The 15,695-nt window shown below is 73.2% G+C and carries 17 protein-coding genes and 2 pseudogenes; 9 read left to right on the forward strand and 10 right to left on the reverse strand.

The features are described 5' to 3' along the window. Positions 1-58 precede the first annotated feature (58 nt). The 3 genes from galT to ACN20G_RS34950 all read left to right on the forward strand — a co-directional run bounded on the left by galT (position 59) and on the right by ACN20G_RS34950 (position 3,630). Positions 59-1,111, forward strand: coding sequence for a galactose-1-phosphate uridylyltransferase (gene galT, locus ACN20G_RS34940; RefSeq protein ID WP_424217283.1), 1,053 nt, complete (start codon positions 59-61; stop codon positions 1,109-1,111). Then, positions 1,108-2,340: a galactokinase gene (galK, locus tag ACN20G_RS34945; protein ID WP_424217284.1), complete on the forward strand. Its 1,233-nt coding sequence runs from the start codon at positions 1,108-1,110 to the stop codon at positions 2,338-2,340. The genes galT and galK overlap by 4 nt, the downstream gene beginning before the upstream one ends. Before the next feature lie 120 nt (positions 2,341-2,460). Beyond that, a complete protein-coding gene (locus tag ACN20G_RS34950) occupies positions 2,461-3,630 on the forward strand; it encodes a hypothetical protein (protein ID WP_424217285.1) in 1,170 nt (389 codons plus the stop codon). Positions 3,631-3,716: 86 nt separating this feature from the next. Here the strand turns inward: ACN20G_RS34950 and ACN20G_RS34955 are convergent, their stop codons facing one another. Further along, entirely contained in the window at positions 3,717-4,265 is a 549-nt protein-coding gene (locus ACN20G_RS34955; RefSeq protein WP_424217286.1) for a MarR family winged helix-turn-helix transcriptional regulator, read from the reverse strand. 81 nt (positions 4,266-4,346) lie between these two features. Between ACN20G_RS34955 and ACN20G_RS34960 the strand changes: the two genes are divergently transcribed. Then, positions 4,347-5,831: an MFS transporter gene (locus ACN20G_RS34960; protein ID WP_424217287.1), complete on the forward strand. Its 1,485-nt coding sequence runs from the start codon at positions 4,347-4,349 to the stop codon at positions 5,829-5,831. Here ACN20G_RS34960 and ACN20G_RS34965 read toward each other — a convergent pair. Beyond that, a pseudogene (locus ACN20G_RS34965) lies at positions 5,828-6,582 on the reverse strand (IS200/IS605 family accessory protein TnpB-related protein); the annotation flags it as partial. The gene ACN20G_RS34960 and the pseudogene ACN20G_RS34965 sit on opposite strands and share 4 nt — an antisense overlap. Positions 6,583-6,824: 242 nt before the next feature. Beyond that, a pseudogene (locus ACN20G_RS34970) lies at positions 6,825-7,385 on the reverse strand (IS607 family transposase); the annotation flags it as partial. A 40-nt stretch (positions 7,386-7,425) separates the two neighbouring features. On the opposite strand from ACN20G_RS34970, the gene ACN20G_RS34975 reads away from it, so the two are divergent. Continuing rightward, positions 7,426-7,599: a hypothetical protein gene (locus ACN20G_RS34975; RefSeq protein ID WP_424217288.1), complete on the forward strand. Its 174-nt coding sequence runs from the start codon at positions 7,426-7,428 to the stop codon at positions 7,597-7,599. A gap of 161 nt (positions 7,600-7,760) precedes the next feature. Next, on the forward strand, positions 7,761-8,084 hold the full coding sequence (locus ACN20G_RS34980) for a DUF6247 family protein (RefSeq protein WP_424217289.1): 324 nt from the start codon (positions 7,761-7,763) through the stop codon (positions 8,082-8,084). 145 nt (positions 8,085-8,229) lie between these two features. Here the strand turns inward: ACN20G_RS34980 and ACN20G_RS34985 are convergent, their stop codons facing one another. From ACN20G_RS34985 to ppk2, 6 genes are all read right to left on the reverse strand, one after another. After that, positions 8,230-8,811, reverse strand: a complete 582-nt coding sequence (locus ACN20G_RS34985) for a C40 family peptidase (RefSeq protein ID WP_424217290.1) — start codon at positions 8,809-8,811, stop codon at positions 8,230-8,232. A 304-nt stretch (positions 8,812-9,115) separates the two neighbouring features. After that, the gene (locus tag ACN20G_RS34990; RefSeq protein WP_424217291.1) at positions 9,116-9,433 is read right to left on the reverse strand and encodes a hypothetical protein; all 318 of its coding nucleotides are present in this window, start codon (positions 9,431-9,433) and stop codon (positions 9,116-9,118) included. 266 nt (positions 9,434-9,699) lie between these two features. Then, positions 9,700-10,086 carry a DoxX family protein gene (locus ACN20G_RS34995; protein WP_424217292.1) on the reverse strand — a complete coding sequence of 129 codons (387 nt, stop codon included), beginning with the start codon at positions 10,084-10,086 and terminating at the stop codon, positions 9,700-9,702. 90 nt (positions 10,087-10,176) lie between these two features. Continuing rightward, positions 10,177-10,734 (reverse strand): hypothetical protein, encoded by a 558-nt coding sequence (locus ACN20G_RS35000; protein ID WP_424217293.1) that lies wholly within the window; start codon positions 10,732-10,734, stop codon positions 10,177-10,179. A 145-nt stretch (positions 10,735-10,879) separates the two neighbouring features. Further along, a complete protein-coding gene (locus ACN20G_RS35005; protein WP_424217294.1) occupies positions 10,880-11,248 on the reverse strand; it encodes a hypothetical protein in 369 nt (122 codons plus the stop codon). A 608-nt stretch (positions 11,249-11,856) separates the two neighbouring features. After that, positions 11,857-12,828: a polyphosphate kinase 2 gene (gene ppk2, locus ACN20G_RS35010; RefSeq protein WP_424217295.1), complete on the reverse strand. Its 972-nt coding sequence runs from the start codon at positions 12,826-12,828 to the stop codon at positions 11,857-11,859. Positions 12,829-13,279: 451 nt separating this feature from the next. Here ppk2 and ACN20G_RS35015 point away from each other — a divergent pair, with 451 nt between their 5' ends. The 3 genes from ACN20G_RS35015 (at position 13,280) to ACN20G_RS35025 (ending at position 15,068) form a co-directional block, all read left to right on the forward strand. Further along, positions 13,280-13,882 (forward strand): matrixin family metalloprotease, encoded by a 603-nt coding sequence (locus ACN20G_RS35015; protein WP_424217296.1) that lies wholly within the window; start codon positions 13,280-13,282, stop codon positions 13,880-13,882. Continuing rightward, positions 13,879-14,340, forward strand: coding sequence for a hypothetical protein (locus ACN20G_RS35020; RefSeq protein ID WP_424217297.1), 462 nt, complete (start codon positions 13,879-13,881; stop codon positions 14,338-14,340). Before ACN20G_RS35015 ends, ACN20G_RS35020 begins: the two co-directional genes overlap by 4 nt. A 212-nt stretch (positions 14,341-14,552) precedes the next feature. Beyond that, entirely contained in the window at positions 14,553-15,068 is a 516-nt protein-coding gene (locus ACN20G_RS35025; RefSeq protein WP_424217298.1) for a hypothetical protein, read from the forward strand. A gap of 23 nt (positions 15,069-15,091) precedes the next feature. Here ACN20G_RS35025 and ACN20G_RS35030 read toward each other — a convergent pair whose 3' ends face one another. Then, positions 15,092-15,619 carry a GNAT family N-acetyltransferase gene (locus tag ACN20G_RS35030; protein ID WP_424217299.1) on the reverse strand — a complete coding sequence of 176 codons (528 nt, stop codon included), beginning with the start codon at positions 15,617-15,619 and terminating at the stop codon, positions 15,092-15,094. Between the last annotated feature and the right edge of the window lie 76 nt (positions 15,620-15,695).

A 15,695-nucleotide genomic window follows, 5' to 3' on the forward strand; every position in this document is an offset into this window, starting at 1 on the left:
GCCTCGGCGACGTTCCCACAGTCGATACGCGCCCGCGCGGCGCGCCCGGGGGTGCTGCATGCCCGTACGCAAGACCTCGACCCGGCTCGCCGACGGCCGGGAGCTGTTCTACTTCGACGCCCGCTTCACCGGCCCGCGCGACGCCGTGGACGGCCGGGTCATCGAGCCCGTCACGGTGGCCTCGCAGGCGCGCTGGGACCGGTTGCGGGGGGAGACGGTGGTCTCGGCCGCGCACCGGCAGGCGCGGACGCACCTGCCGCCGGCCGACGAGTGCCCCCTGTGCCCGTCCCGGCCGGGAGTCCGCTCGGAGATCCCCGACGAGGACTACGAGGTCGTGGTCTTCGAGAACCGTTTCCCCTCGCTGGGCGGCGAGATGGGCGGCCGCTGCGAGGTCGTCTGCTTCGGCCCCGAGCACACCGGGAGCTTCGCCGACCTCGACGAGGAACGGGCCGCCACCGTGCTCGCGGCCTGGATCGACCGCAGCGCCGCGCTGTCCGCGCTCCCCGGGGTGGAGCAGGTCTACTGCTTCGAGAACCGGGGCGCCGAGATCGGCGTAACCCTGGCCCACCCCCACGGCCAGATCTACGGCTACCCCTACGTCACCCCCCGCACCCGCCGGACGCTGGACCGGGTGGCCGCGCACCGGGCCGAGACGGGCGGCCGGAACCTCTTCGACGACGTGCTCGCCGAGGAACGGGCGGACGGCCGCCGGATCGTGACCGCCGGCGACCACTGGACCGCGTTCGTCCCCTACGCCGCGCACTGGCCCTACGAACTGCACCTCTACCCCCGCCGCCGGGTCCCGACCCTGCCCGACCTGGACGAGGCGGCGGCGGCCGAACTGCCCGCGGTCCTGCTGGACCTCACCGGCCGCTTCGACCGGATCTTCGGCCCCGGCCAGGGCCCGACCCCGTACGTCGCGGCCTGGCACCAGGCGCCCGTCCGCGACCCGCTGCGCACCGAGTTCGCCTGCCACCTGGAGCTGTTCACGATCCGCAGGGCGCCGGGCAAGCTCAAGTACCAGGCCGGCTCGGAGTCCGGCATGGACGCGTTCATCGGCGACGTGGCCCCCGAGGCCGCCGCCGCCCGCCTGCGGGAGGTCGCCCCGTGACCGAACACCCCGCGCCCCGCCCCGACGCCGCCGCGCTGCGGGCCTCGTTCGCCGCCGTGTACGGGCGCGGGCCGGCCGGGGTGTGGGCGGCGCCCGGCCGGGTCAACCTGATCGGGGAGCACACCGACCACAACGACGGCCTCGTCATGCCGATCGCGCTCCCGCACGCCGTGTACGCGGCCGCCGCCCCCCGATCCGACGGGCGGGTCCGGCTGTCGACCTCCGTCGCCGACGGCCTCGTCGAGATCCCGCTCGCCGAGCTCCTCACCCCCGAGCCGCCCCGGCACCGGGCGGCGCGGTGGGGGTGGGCGGCCTATCCGGCGGGCGCGCTGTGGGCGTTGGCCCGGGCCGGGGTGGCGCCTGGGGGAGTGGACCTGCGGTTCGACTCCACCGTGCCGGTGGGCGCCGGACTCTCCTCCTCCGCCGCCCTGGAAGTGGCCACCGTCCGTGCCCTCGCCGACCTCCGCGGCGCGGGCTCGTTGACGGGGGAGCGGGTGGCGGAGATCGCCCGCCGCGCCGAGAACGAGGTGGTCGGCGTGCCGTGCGGGGTCATGGACCAGATGGCCTCGGCCTGCTGCCGGGCCGGCCACGCCCTGCTGCTGGACACCCGCGACATGCTCTCCTCCCATGTGCCGCTGGACTTCGCGGCCTCGGGCCTCGCGCTGCTGGTGGTGGACACCGGCGTGAGCCACGACCTGGGCGACGGCGGGTACGCGGAGCGCCGCGAGCGGTGCGCGGAGGCGGCCCGGGCGCTGGGCGTGGACTCGCTGCGGGCGGTGGAACAGGCCGGTTTGCGGGCGGCCTTGGACCGGCTGGCGGCCGACCCGGCCGTCCGCCCGGAGGCGGCGCGGGCCCTGCGGCACGTGGTCACGGAGAACGAGCGGGTCCGCCGGGTCGCCGCGCTTGCGTCGGCCGGCCGCCTGGCGGAGATCGGACCCGTGCTCGTGGCGGGCCACGCCTCGCTCCGCGACGACTTCGAGGTCTCCACACCCGAACTGGACCTGGTGGTACGGGCCGCCGGGGCGGCGGGCGCGCTCGGGGCCCGGATGACGGGCGGCGGCTTCGGCGGCTCGGCGATCGTGCTGATCGGGGCGGCCGACCGGGAACGGGTCGAGCACGCGGTCCACACCGCCTTCGCCGCGGCCGGTCACGCGCCACCGCGCGTCTTTCCGGCCACCCCGGCCGCCGGGGCGGAGCGCCTGCCGGGAGGGAGAGGGGTGAAATCATGACCATCATGACAGGTCAGCGCCGTTTTTCGTAGGACGGAACGCACAGTTCGCGAGGCTTGTCCGGTCCGTTCCCCAGCTCTGAGAATCTCCCTCGTGCGTCATCCGGAGACAGGGGGAACGGTGACCGTCGATCACGAAGAGGTCATGTGGGCACGGCTGTTGCTGCTGGGGTCCCGGCAGCCGAGTTCGGACGAACTGGTCCGCGCGTACCGGGTTCTGGCCCGGGTGGGCCCTCGGGCGTACGCGCCGAAGCTCGTCGCCGCGCTGATCAAGCGGTGGTACGAGATCGGGGACCCGCGTACGACGGAGGGCCTGGCGGCCGAGGCCGTCCGGGTCGCCCGGGCCGTCGAGGGCGAGGCCCCGAAGGGGACGCGGGACCTGCACTGGGCGTTGAAGGTCCATCAGAAGTCGCTGTACGCCCTCGGGCGCCGAGCGGAGGGGCGGGCGACATGTGAGGAGTTGGCCGAGGCCGGGGACGTCCTGCCCCTGGCGGTGGTCCTGGCCGAGGAGGGCCGGTTCCGGGAGGCCGCGGCGCTGGAGGAGGAGGCGGCCCGCGATCTCGGACCGGGGCGGGTGTACCCGGGCTCGGTGCGCCTGCCCGCGAACCTGGAGGTCGCGGGGCTGCACGAGGAGGCGGCCGCCGCCTTCCGGGCCCTCCTCGAAGCGATCCGGAGCGAGGCGGACGAGGGGCGCACGGCGCGGACCGCGCTCGTCTGGGTCTCGGTGCACCTCGCGCGGATGCGGGATTCCGTCGGGGACGGCGCGGGCGCCGAGGCGGCCCGGCGGGAGGCCCTGGACGTGCTGGGGGAGCTCGCGGCCGGGGCCGGGCCGAGGCCATGGGCCGGTGATCCCGACTGGTGGAAGGCCCTGTTCCTCCTGTCGGGGCGGGCGGCCGAACCCGTCGCGAGCCCCGACTCCCCGATGCCCTCGCTCGACGCCGCGTACCCGGGATCGCACGAGGTGAAGGACGCCTTCCTCGCCGCGCTGCCGGCCCTGGAGGCGCGGGCGGCGGTCCTGCGCGAGGCGGGGCGGCTGCCGGAGCTGATCGACGTGTGGCGTCGGATCGGCGTCCGCGTGGCCTTCCGTGACGTACACCGGCGCCGGCCCTACGAGGAAGGGCTCGCGCCGTACTTCGACGAGGGCGTGGCCTTGGCCCGCGCCCTGCCCGGGGATCCGGCGCGCCTGGCCCGCGCCCTCACCGATCGCTCGATGTTCCTCGTGGCGGCCGGATCCTTCGGCCCCGCGCACGCGGACCTCGCCGAGGCCGCCGGTCTCCTCCGCGCCGACTGACCCCGCAGGCGTGGGCGGCCCCCGGCGGGCAGCCCCCGGCGGGCGGCCCCGGCGCGACGCGGGTCCGCGTGCCGCGCGTGACGGGTTCAGCCGCCGGCGGGGCGGCCGCCGGCGGGGCCGTTGCGCGGGCCGCGGGCCTGCCGTCCGCCGCTGCGTCCGGGCCCGGGGGCGGGCATCTCGCGCAGGCGTTCCACGTGCCGCAGCTGGACCTCGCGGGTGAAGGTGAGGTAGTCGGTGATCAGTTCCAGTTGCTCGGGGGAGTAGCGGCCGGCGACCTCCCGGTGCGCCTCGGCGATGAACGGCCCGATCAGGCCGTAGGCGAGTCGCGCCGCGGCCGGGGTGATGCGCACGAGGGTCTTGCGGCGGTCGTCGGGGTGCGGGCCGCGGGTGAGGTAGGCGAGCTTCTCCAGGCGGTCGAGCATGGTCGTGACGCTGCCGGTGGTCAGGCCCAGCTGCCGGCTGAGCTCGCGCGGGGTGGTCTCCTCGACCGAAAGAAGGATTTCCAGGCAGCGCAGATCGGTCTCGTTGACCCCCAGCAGGCGCGCCAGTTCCCGGTCGAAGTCGTCGACGGCCCCCTGATAGCCCTGGGTCGCCGCGCCCAGGCGGGCGGTCACGGCATCGGGTTCACTTGACATTCAAGCTATCTCCCCTCAGTGTCGTTAATGGCTTGAAAGCCAAGATACGTGAAATTCGATCGATTCCGAGGGAGTGGTGTGATGTCGCCCGACATCTCCGACACGGCCGATGCGGCCGGGATGAGGAACGCGGGCGGCCCGACCGCCGGCGACGAGGGGACGGCCCCGTACCCCAAACGGTGGGCGGCCGCGTTCGTGATGATCCTCGCGGCCCTCCTGGACATGATCGACGGCTCGATCGTGAACACCGCCCTCCCGTCCATCGGCGCGGAACTGCGCGCGACCCCGGCCGAGCTCCAGTGGACGGTGTCCGCCTACATGCTCGGCTTCGCCGCCACACTGATCATCGCCGGACACCTGGGAGACCGGTACGGCCGCAAGGCGCTGTTCATGACCGGCGTCGGCCTGTTCGCGGCGGCCAGTCTGGCCAGTGCCCTGGCCGCCACGCCCGAGGTGCTCGTCGCCTCCCGCGGCGTCCAGGGCGTCGCGGCGGCGGTGATCATGCCGCAGGTGCTCGCCTCGTTCCGGACCATGTTCGACGGCGAGGAACGCGGCCGGGCCTTCGCCCTCTACGGCGCGATCGCCGGCATCTCGACGGCGGTGGGCGTCCTGCTGGGCGGCGTGCTGACCGACTGGGACCTGTTCGGCTGGGGCTGGCGCACGATCTTCGTCGTCAACCTCCCCCTCGCCCTGATCGTCCTGGTCCTGGGCGCCCGATGGATCCCCGGCTCCAAGGACCACGCCTTCACCGGCCGCGTCGACCTCGCGGGCAACCTGGTGATGGCCGCCGGCCTCGTCGCGATCGTCCTGCCGCTGGTCCAGGGCCGCTCCAACGGCTGGCCGCTGTGGGGCTGGATCTGCCTGGCCGCGGGCGTCCTGGCCATCGTCGGCCTCACCGTCTCGGAGCGCAGGCGCGGCATCGAACACCCGCTGCTGCCGACCGGCCTGTTCCGCAAGCCCGCGTTCAGCGCCGGCCTGGCCGTCCAACTCCTCTTCTACGGCGGCATGTCCGGCTTCTTCCTGGTCTTCACCATCTGGTTGCAGTCCGGGCAGGGCTACACCCCCACCCAGGCGGGCCTGCTGATGATCGCCTTCAGCGCGGGCTCGATCCTCGCCGCCCCGGCCGTCGACCCGCTCGTCGCGAAGTTCGGCCGCACGGTCCTGATCGTCGGCGCCCTGGTCATGGCGGCGGGCCTCACCTGGGTCCGGCACGTCGCCCAGGACGCCGCCCCTACCCACACCGGCGCCTGGCCGCTGGTCCCCGGCCTGTTCCTGGCCGGGGTCGGCCTGATCCTCCTGATCATCCCGCTGGTCAACACGATCCTGAGCACGGTGCCCGGCCGGCTCGCCGGCGGCGCCTCCGGGATCCTGTCCACCGCCCAACAATTCGGCGGGGCCCTCGGCGTCGCCGTCATCGGCAACGTCTTCTTCACCCACGCTGACAAGGGCCTCACCGACGCGGTCACCCACGCCGCGCCCTGGGCGATCGGCACGTACGTCCTGTGCGCCGTCCTCTGCGCGGCCCTGCCCCGCAAGGCCGTCGGCAACCAGACCGACCGTTCCTAGTCAGCGAGCAGGGGTGAGTCTTGGACCCATTCCTGTGCACTGCGGACATCCCGAACGGTTTTGGGTGTCCTGGTCGCCCGGGTTCTCTCCACGTTCGGGTGCACGGATCGTGTCCGTGGTCCGGGTACGCGGGGCGGGTTTCCTCACGTCCTCGGGTGTCCGGTTCGGCCTGGACGGTCCGATGCCCGCCGGCATCGCTCTGGTGCCGGCGGGGCGGTGCCGTCCGTCGCCGGATCGGGTGCCCGAGGGCGCGTCGCCCGATCGCGACGCTCGCGGCGTCGTGTCGGGACATCTTGCGGCGGGGGCTGGTGAGCGGTTTGCGCCAGTGCTCGTCGCCCCACATCGAGGTGTAGGCCGGATCGACGGCGATGATCGCCATGTTCTGCTCGGCGGCCATCGAGATCAGCCGGGCCTTGAGTTTGCCGGTGGGGATGCCGGAGATGAGTTGCCGGAACCGCTTCCTGCGACCGTGCTTCTCGCGGGTCTTCTCCGCCGCGAAGTCCAGGTTCTCCAAGCCGATCGCCGTGACACCGCACCGTTTGGCCCAGTGCAGCAGTCGGGTGATGGCGTGGCGGACCTGGGCGTCGCGGTGGCCGGCGGTCCCGGTCAGGTCGTAGGGGAAGCGGCGCGGGCCGCCGATCGGGTTGCCGTGCGGGTCGAGCCGGTAGGCGGCGAAGTGGTCGGCGTTGGTGTCCACCCCGACCAAGCCCGCCGCGCGGGCGGCGGCGAGCGGGATCGTCTTGACCACGGGCTTCCGCACCGGCCGTCGGGGCGCCGGTGGTGTCGGGGCGGCGGCGTTCGTGGCCCTGGGCGCAGCGCACGGCGAGATCACGTGAGGCGAGCCGACCCAGATGCTCGCCCACCGCACGCAGTACCTGCTCGTCGCCGGACGCCGGCTCCTTGAGGCGGGTCCGTATCGCGACACCGGACGGACCCGGCGCAACGAACGGCGCGTCGATGGGGCGGAGCTGCTTTCCACTCATCGGCGGCTGCCGCCTCAAGTGCCTTGCGGGCGCGGTTCTTCGCCGACCGGCGCCCGTACAGGCGAGCACAGAACGAGGTCAGGACCTCGACCGTGTCGCGGACCAGGTCGTCCTCGACCTCGCCGTCATCGAGCACCATCAGGCGCCTGCCCGTCGCGGACAGGGCGGCCTCGACGAGCTCGACGTTCATCCGCCCGAGCCGGTCCTTGTGCTCGACCACCACGAGGGTCACCTTCGGATCCGCAAGCAGGCGACGCGCCTTCGTGCGGGCGCCGTTCATGCCCGAGGCGATCTCCGACTCGATGCGCACCACCGGCCGGCCGGTCTTCGCGGCCCACTCGGCGAGCCGGGCGACCTGACGTTCCAGGTCCGCCTTCTGATCGTGCGAGGAGACCCGGGCGTACAGGCCCACGCCTTCGGTCGGTGTTGTCGAGGAGTTCGCCTCGACGTTCACCAGGATCGTGCGCGGCCCCACCCGCGTCGCGGGCACCGGCAACGTGCCCTCACGGAACCAGCGATAGGCGGTATGCGGATGCACACCGTTCGCCTTCGCCCACTCCTTGAGATTCACACCACGAACCCAACACCAACCATCAGGCAGCTATACACACTTGAGTCAACTTGCGCCCGAACAGTTCACCACCCCGCCCACTGACCCACCCGCGCCCCCGCCCACCCGCGCAATCCGGACCCGAGGAGCACCCGCCATGGCCGAGACCACCACCCCCCGGCTCACCGACCCCGAGAAGCTCACCCCGCGGACCGCCGCCCCCGACACGGCCTGACGGCCCCACGCCCCGGCCCGAGGCCGGTCGGACCACCCCGGCCCGACCGGCCCCGCGCCGTGCGCGTCCGTCCCGCCCCGCCGAACGACCCGGCGGATTCCTCGTGTCCGGCTCGCGCGGGCGGCTAACGTGACGGTGACGACGTCGCTTGGAGGAGATCCGTGAGCGCGCACCCCGAGGAATCCTCGCCCTCATCCGCCCCACCGATCCCGCCCGCGCCGCCGGCACCCGGCGCGGCGGCCGACGTGCTCGTGCGGCTGCGCGCGGACCCCCGTGCCGACCGCTGGGTGCCGGCCTTCGAACGCGACTGGGCCAAGGCCCTGGAGGACTCCCGCCACAGCCACACCCTCACCCCGCTGCACGAGGTCGTCCGCACGTGGCAGTCGCGCGTGGCCGCGGCCTCGGCCGTGGACGAGTACCTGGGCTCGGACCGGGCCGAGACCGCCTTCGTGGACCTGGACCAGGCCCTCGGCACCCGCCCCTGACCCGAACACCGCACGCGGCCCGCGGATTCGGTCACGAGCGGTGATGAAAAACGGCCGGCCGCCACACCGGCCCGGGTGAACGGGGGCGGGTGTGGCGGCCGGCCGCGTGGGGCCCGCGTGCGGGGGACACGGACGGGGGGCGGGGTCAGAGAACCCGGCGGGCGCCATCGGGGGCGTCCCAGTCGAGAGTGCGCTTGACCACGCCGGTGCGGGAGTTCTGGGCGCCGACGTACACGCCGTCGCCGATGTAGACGGCCACGTGCGTGGCGGCGCCCGACGAACCCCAGTAGAGGAGGTCGCCGGGGCGCAGAGCGGACAGGTCGACCTCGTGACCGGAGGCGGACTGCTCCTGGGAGACGCGCGGCAGGTCGACACCGGCCTGCCGGAACGCGGCCTGCACGAGACCGGAGCAGTCGTAGGCGCCGGGGCCGGTCCCGCCCATGACGTACGCCTTGCCCACCTGCGAACGGACCCAGTCGACGACGGCGGCGGCGTCACCGGTCACGTGCTCACCGGTGGAGGAATCGGTGCCGATACCGCCGGAGTCCGGTCGGGAGGTGGCCGTGTCGCCGGCGGGGCCGGAATCGATCTGGTGGGCCGAGGCGGGCGTGGCCAGGGCGGTGAGCGCGATGGTGCCTATGGCGCCACCGAGGACCCCGGCCCGGATCGTGGCGGGTCGGGTGGAACGGGGCTTGGCGTGACGGGGACGTCGAGTGGTTTTGATCATGGGTCCAAGCCCTACCACCGCGATCGACGGGGACTCAAACAGCGTGGAATCGGCCACAATCGGCGAGCCGACGGCCTGAAGTCGGCCATTTCGTTCCCCGAGTGACCCGCAGTACGCCGCCCCTCACCCTCGTTACCTCGCCGTGACCTGGGGTTTCGCGCTCACCCCCGAACGGCCCCGCACCCCCTACCATCCCGAGCCCCGTCGAACCAGCCGGCGCCCGCGCCGACGTACCGTCACGTGGCACAGCTCACGATCAAGGTCCCACCCGAGCCGGGCCGCCCGTCGCGGAACGGACCACGTGTCAGGCGCGACCGAGGACGACGAGGAGCGCGACGCACTCGGCGAGGGCCTGGACGAGGAGCGCCACCCGTCGCACCCGCACGGCCGGCGCCGCCAGGGCGACGACCAACGCCACCGCCCCGAGCCCGACACCCCACCCGAACAACCACCCCGGCAACCCCGAGGCGCACCGCTCCCCGTACGTCACACACCGGGACCCCCGCTCGGAGGAGAGGACGAGGACCCCGGCGCCGACCACCGACGGCAGGAACAGGACGGCGATCAGCCCGGCCCGACGCCGGGTCGGGTCCCGAGGCGGCGGCGTCACGGGCACGGGCACGGGGGAAGCGGAATCGGCTGCGTTCACACCCCCAGCCAACCCGGACCACAGGCCCCGCGACAGAGTCGCCCTACTCAGACGGCGACGCCCGCGTACTCGGATCAGCGGGCGAGCGGGTCGGTCGACCGGTCCGGTCGAGGAGGCCGGCGGCCTCGGGACGGGGCAGACGGACCTTGCCCGCCCGGACATGCACCTCGCGGAGGCCCTCCGCCACGGCCGGCGGCCCACGTGACGTGGACGCCCGGGCGCGCACGGCCGCCCGGGACTCAACCGCGCGTGTCGCGCCCCGCCGCCTTGGCGGTGCGCAGGGCCCACACCACCAGCGGGACCTGCAACGGCAGCCGGGCCAGAGCCGCCGCCTTCAGCGGGGCGGGCCGCCCGCGCCAGTCCGCGGCCATCTGCACGTTCGCGGGCAGCACGGCCACGAAGAACCCAGCCGAGGCCAAGGCCGCCACGCGTCGCGTGCGCGGAACGAAGAGTCCGAGGGCGAGGGCCGCCTCGACGGCGCCGCTCGCCCGCGTCCACGTGCGCGGCCGGCCGGGCAGAGCGCGCGGCACCATCGCGTCGAAGGGCCTGGGCGCCACGGCGTGCGCGACCGCGGCCCCGGCCAACAGACCGGCGAGCGCGAGCGGGGAACGCGACGAACGTCTCACGAGTGCCTCCTGGGAAGTTCCCCCACCCTACTCGCCAGTACGAAGGGTGAACAGGCCAGGACCGGCCGTCCGTTCATTCGTCGTTCGCGCTCAGCGGTAGTCGTCGGGGTGGTCCTGCATCCAGGTGTTGATGCGGTCGCGCGTGCGGATCAGCTGCTTCTCGTGCGCGCGGAGGTTGCGAGCGCTGTGGTCCCCGCCGAGGGTGCGGTCGAGTTCCTTGATCCACCGCAGCGGTTCGGGGAAGTGACCCGGACCCTTGGGGTCGGCCCTCATGGCCTCGCCGAGTTCGCGCATCTCCCGGTCGACCCGGCTGATCCACCAGTCGCATTCGGCGGGGGTGCACGATCCGTCGAGGGTCGCCTGAAGTCCGGCGAACGCGTCACGCACCTTCTCCGGCCCGGGAGTCCCCGCGACCGCGTCCGCCCCCGACGCCCCCGCACCGTCCGGCGTCGCGGCCACCGGCGACTCGGACACCGGGGTCCCGGACGCGGGATCGGCGGCGGCCGTCGGCGTGGACGCGGCCGGCGCCCCGGACACGGACGGGGAGGACGCGGCCTTCGACCCGCCGTCAGGGGACGCGCAACCGGACAGGAGCGCCGCCGCCGTCAGGGCCGCGAACACACCGAGGGACAACGAGGACCGGGACATGGGCCTGCCTCCGCGAGACGTGATCAACCGAGAACGATCCCGGATGGCAGTCCCGGATACCCCTTCACCCTATCCGAACCCGATCTTCCCCCCACAGGGCCGCGATCGGCGCACCTGGCAGCGGAGGATGCTCTTCCGGCGGGGTCTACTCGCCGGCCCACACGGTGACGGTCATGGGAATGGGGTCGTTGCCGAATCCGTCGTACGAGTCGGGGACGCTGATGAGCGCGACCGATCCGCCGGTGGCGAACGCGCATATCGACTTGCCGGCAAGGTCCCCGATGGACACGGTCGGAACGAACGCGGACTTCGTCGAACATGTCCCGTACGCGGGGTCGTCCTTGGGGCCGAGCATCACGAACCGGGTGTCCGTCAGGCTGTCGAGCCTTCCGTAGGCCGAATTGAAGACCACGTCCCCCTTCCAATTCTTGGCGTCGGGCTTCGGGCGCAACTGCTGATCCCTGATGAGGAACCCGAGCTCCGCGGACAGGTCGAACGTCTCTTCACGGAGCACTCGACCGGGCCCTGATCGGGGTGCGCTGATCTTCGGCGAGGCGGTCGGGGGAGGCGTCGACGGGGGTGTCGACGGGGACGGTGGTGGGGGTGTCGGCGAGGATGAGACGGATGGTGTCGGAGGTGCGGTCGTGGTGCCTGTCGGGGTGTTCGCGGGCGGCGGTGCGGCACTGGGAGCTGTTCGGTTCGGGGAGAGGTACGTGAGCAGTGCGATCACGACACCGATCGCGGCCACCAGGGCCGAGACGATGGCGGTGATCTCGCCGACGCTGAATCGTCGGCGTGGAGGGGTGGGCGGGTCCGCCGGACGTGGTGGAACGGCAGGGGCGGGGTGTCCCTCCGGCGGAACTGCGTCTTCCGGCAACTCGGCCTCCAAACAAGTGAGTTCAAGCTCCACGTGTCCACATTGAACGATGCCCGCCGGGCGCCCCGAAAGACGCCCCGGAGTCTCGTTCCGAAGTTGTTGCGCGTCGTTCCGGGCCGGGACGCTCCGTCGGATCCCGAAGCGGGGAGGGCGATCGACGCTATGGCGTTCCGGAGGCTCGGGCGATCCGCTTCACGGACGCGCTTCCCGGCCCGCACTCGCTTCGGGGGGCGCGGCCCGATCCTTCATGCTCGGGCCACCACCCCTACCGGGCCCCGTGCGGGGTGCGCCAACGGTGTGGGGGAGAGGGCGGCGAGGTCCTCGCCCGGTTCCAGCAGGGTCTCGGCCCGGCCGACGATGAGGGCGTCGGGGGTTCCGACGGCGTCGTGGTCCTTGTCCGCGTAGTCGATGCCCCGGAGCAGGCTCCGCATCGCCTCCAGTCGGCCGCGACGCTTGTCGTTGGTCTTGACCACGGTCCACGGGGCGACGGCGGTGTCCGTCGCCCGGAACATGGCCACCTTCGCCTCCGTGTAGTCGTCCCACCGGTCCAGGGAGGCGAGGTCGGTCGGCGAGAGCTTCCACTGCCGCACGGGATCGACCCGGCGTATCGCGAATCGGGTGCGCTGCTCGGCGCGCGAGACGGAGAACCAGAATTTCACCAGCAGGATCCCGTCCTCGACCAGCATCTCCTCGAACGCGGGGCACTGCCGCAGGAAGAGGGAGTGCTGTTCGTCGTCGCAGAACCCCATCACCTTCTCCACCCCGGCGCGGTTGTACCAGGAGCGGTCGAAGAACACGATCTCCCCGCGCGCCGGCAGGTGGGTGACGTAACGCTGGAAGTACCACTCGCCGGCTTCGCGTTCCGTCGGCTTGTCCAGGGCGACGACGCGGGCCCCGCGCGGGTTGAGACGTTCGGTGAAGCGGCGGATCGTGCCGCCTTTGCCGGCCGCGTCCCGGCCCTCGCAGACCACGACGACGCGGGCGCCGGTGTTTTTCACCCAGCGTTGCAGCTTCAACAGCTCGATCTGCAGGATCCGCTTCGACCGTTCGTAGGTCCGCCGGGGGACCCGTCGGTCGTACGGGTGGTTCTCCCGCCACGTGTCGATGGGGTCACCCGCGCCGTCGAGCAGCACCGGTTGCTCGGGACGACTGGTGTCCAGGCTCAGTCCGGCGAGCAGGTCGCCGGAGCCGGGCAGGGCATCACGTTGCTCGTTCATGACCTCCCCTTTACCCGCGAGTCCCCGCTCCAGCCCCCTTCGCACCGCCCGCGTTCTCCCCGCCGTCAGCCGGGCGCCTTAGGCCGCTTCCGATCCGCGGTCGCCGAGGTGTTGTGGTGGATCCGGGCGAGGACGTGGTTCAAGGGGGCGTGGCTCCGGAAGACGGCGGCGGCCTCACGGTTGTGACCGGCCCCGGGAGCGACGGACCGCCGGTGGTACACGCCGGCGCCGTGCACCCGCACGGGAACACGGGCGACGCCGACGGCGCTCCACCCGGCGTCGAGCCCTCGGTGCTCCCGTGCCCGTCCGCGTCCCCGTCCCCGTGCCCGTGCCCGCGCATCGGGCTACGCCCCCGCCGCCGGCGGCGCCGCCGGACCGGCGCCTACTCCGTACGAGGGGGCCGGCCCGGCACGGTGGAGCCGGGCGCCCGCGGAACCGCTAACCTCGGCCCGTGACCCGCTTTAGCGGGCGGCCCGGGGGAGTCGTCGCAGCCTGCGCCGCCGCCACCCTCCTCGCCCTCCCCCACCCCGCGTGGCCCGCGCCGCGCACCCACGTGCTCGCCGTCGCGACCTGCACGCCCTCGGGCTCTGACTCCCGCGGGCACTCCTCCGTCGACGGAAGGGTCATCGCCTGGGAGGACGACGAGACCGTGTTCAAGGACGCCGTCGCCTACGCGAACCGACAGTGGAGCACGAACGGCTTGACCCGCGTGAAGATCCACCGGGACACCTCCACCGAGATCGCCGACCTCCAGTGGCGCGACGTCGACCGGTCCGACGGCGACTGGGCGCGGCGCGACGCCCAGTGGAAGCCCCACACAGGGGCGGACAACGTGTACCTCAACCGCCACCGGCTGGACAAGGGCGGCAGGTCCGGCACGGACCACCACCGCCGGCACGTCGCCGCCCACGAACTCGGGCACGCCCTCGGCCTGTGCCACAAGCCCTTCCCGGAGGCGTCCCTCCTGTGGCCCAACCACCGGGACATCGACGCCGAGAACATCAACGCGCCGACCGCCAAGGACCGCGCCGACTACCACTCCCTGTGGGGATGACCGCCGTGAACAAGACCCTCGCCGCCGCCGTCGGGACCACCGTCGGGGCCGCCCTCGTGCTCGGGGCCTGGTTGACCTACCGGGTGGTGCAACCGGTCGGCCAGGAGGCGTTGTACTCCTACGACGTCACCGACCCCGGGGTGGTCGCCCACCAGGCCCAGAACGTCTTCGTCGGCGACGTCGTCGCCGAGACCGGCGTGCGCACCGTCTCCGACGTGGACTCCCGCACCTACCGGGTCCGGGTCAAGGAGTCCCTCAAGGGACCGCTGCGCGGCGAGGTCACCGTCACCCAGTCCCTCGACCTCGACGGCCCCGCCCCCTACCGCGTCGGCGCCACCTACCTCTTCGCGACCAACGCCTGGTCCGATCCCGACGACGGCCACGCCCAGCTCTACAACGGTCCGGCGCACGCCGTCGACGCCGCGGCCGTCGAGCGGTGGAAGGCCGCGGCCGACTGACGGGCACCGTTTCCCGCCGGCCGACGCGGGCTCGCGGCCCCGCATGCCTAGGATGGCGTCCGAAGTGTCGCGGGTATCGGGGGGACCGCCCACTCACATCGGCTTTCCTCCGGCGTGCCCGCCCGTCCGCGTGCCCCTACGGAGGAATCACCTTGAGCCACGGCGCCACCGACACCCCCTACTTCCAGCCAGGTTACGGCGACCGGCAGAGCATGCCCTACGCCCACGCCCACGCCGCACCCCCGCCCCCGGCGCGGATGCCGGGCGGGGTGATGACGGCCCGCGTGTGCCTGTTCGTCACCGCCGTCTTCCAGGTCCTCGGCGTCCTCGTCGGCGGCGCCCTCCTCGCGCTGGCGACCGTGGCCCTCAGCAGCGGTGGCTCCCGCTCGGACGCGCCGAGCGGCGAGGACACGGCCCTCGCCCTGGGGTCCCTGTTCGCCATGGGCCTCGTCGTGCTCGGCTTCACCGTGTGGACGATCCTGACCGCCGTCAAGATGGGCAAGGGCGGCCCGAAGGTGCGGGTGTCCGGGATCGTCCTCGGCTCGACGCTGAGCGTGATCAGTGCGATCAGCTTCGTGGCCTCCCTGATCCTCCCCGGCTCCCCGCCGATGACGATCCTCGTCCTGCTGCTGAACCTGCTCTCGCTCCTCCTCGGCCTGGGTGTCCTGTTCGGCCTCGCCAACTCGGTCGCCGGCCAGTGGTTCCGCCGCCCCCGCACCCGTCACTGACCCACGTCCCGGCCGCCACGCCGTCAGTCGCCGAGGATCCGCTCCCACAACAGGCTGTCCTGCCACCGCCCGTCGAGGAGGATCGCGGATCGGGCGACGCCGTACGGCGCGAACCCGTGCCGGCGCAGCACGCGTTGTGACGGCAGGTTCTCCAGGTTGGTGGACGCCTCGGCGCGGTGCAGGCCCAGCTCGTCCGTCATGACGCGGAGCACGTGCCCCACCGCGCGGCCGGCGTGTCCCCGGTTCTGGGCGACGCCGGCGATCCAGTACCCGACCGAGCCGCGCCGCAGGTGTGGCTGCGGCAGGATGCCGCCTACGGTGACCTGGCCGATCACCCGGTCGTCGGCGAGCACCACACCCGGCCAGACGGTGCCCGCCCGGTGGCCGGCGAGCAGGCCCTCGATCCGGTCCGCCTGGCCTTCCGGGGTGAAGAACTCGGCCGGTTGCGCCGGCTCCCACCGTCGGAACGCCTCGGCGTCCCGTGTCCGGTGGGCGGCGATGGCGGCGGCGTCGGCGGGCTCGATGAGGCGGATCGCGGTACTGGCGTGCATGGACGGTTCCTCGGTGTGAGCGGGTGACGGTCGGTCGACGTGGGCGTGCTCGCGTGCTCCCGGATCCGACGAGGTC

This window comes from Streptomyces dryopteridis (assembly GCF_049606955.1).
In the GTDB taxonomy this organism is placed as follows: domain Bacteria; phylum Actinomycetota; class Actinomycetes; order Streptomycetales; family Streptomycetaceae; genus Streptomyces.

Coding starts and splice junctions, on each gene's coding strand:
- ACN20G_RS35025 (WP_424217298.1), top strand. CDS start 14,553: ATGCCCTACGCCCACGCCCACGCCGCACCCCCGCCCCCGGCGCGGATG.
- ACN20G_RS34985 (WP_424217290.1), bottom strand. CDS start 8,811: ATGATCAAAACCACTCGACGTCCCCGTCACGCCAAGCCCCGTTCCACC.
- ACN20G_RS34955 (WP_424217286.1), bottom strand. CDS start 4,265: ATGTCAAGTGAACCCGATGCCGTGACCGCCCGCCTGGGCGCGGCGACC.
- ppk2 (WP_424217295.1), bottom strand. CDS start 12,828: ATGAACGAGCAACGTGATGCCCTGCCCGGCTCCGGCGACCTGCTCGCC.
- ACN20G_RS35020 (WP_424217297.1), top strand. CDS start 13,879: ATGACCGCCGTGAACAAGACCCTCGCCGCCGCCGTCGGGACCACCGTC.
- ACN20G_RS35030 (WP_424217299.1), bottom strand. CDS start 15,619: ATGCACGCCAGTACCGCGATCCGCCTCATCGAGCCCGCCGACGCCGCC.
- ACN20G_RS35000 (WP_424217293.1), bottom strand. CDS start 10,734: ATGTCCCGGTCCTCGTTGTCCCTCGGTGTGTTCGCGGCCCTGACGGCG.
- ACN20G_RS34960 (WP_424217287.1), top strand. CDS start 4,347: ATGTCGCCCGACATCTCCGACACGGCCGATGCGGCCGGGATGAGGAAC.
- galT (WP_424217283.1), top strand. CDS start 59: ATGCCCGTACGCAAGACCTCGACCCGGCTCGCCGACGGCCGGGAGCTG.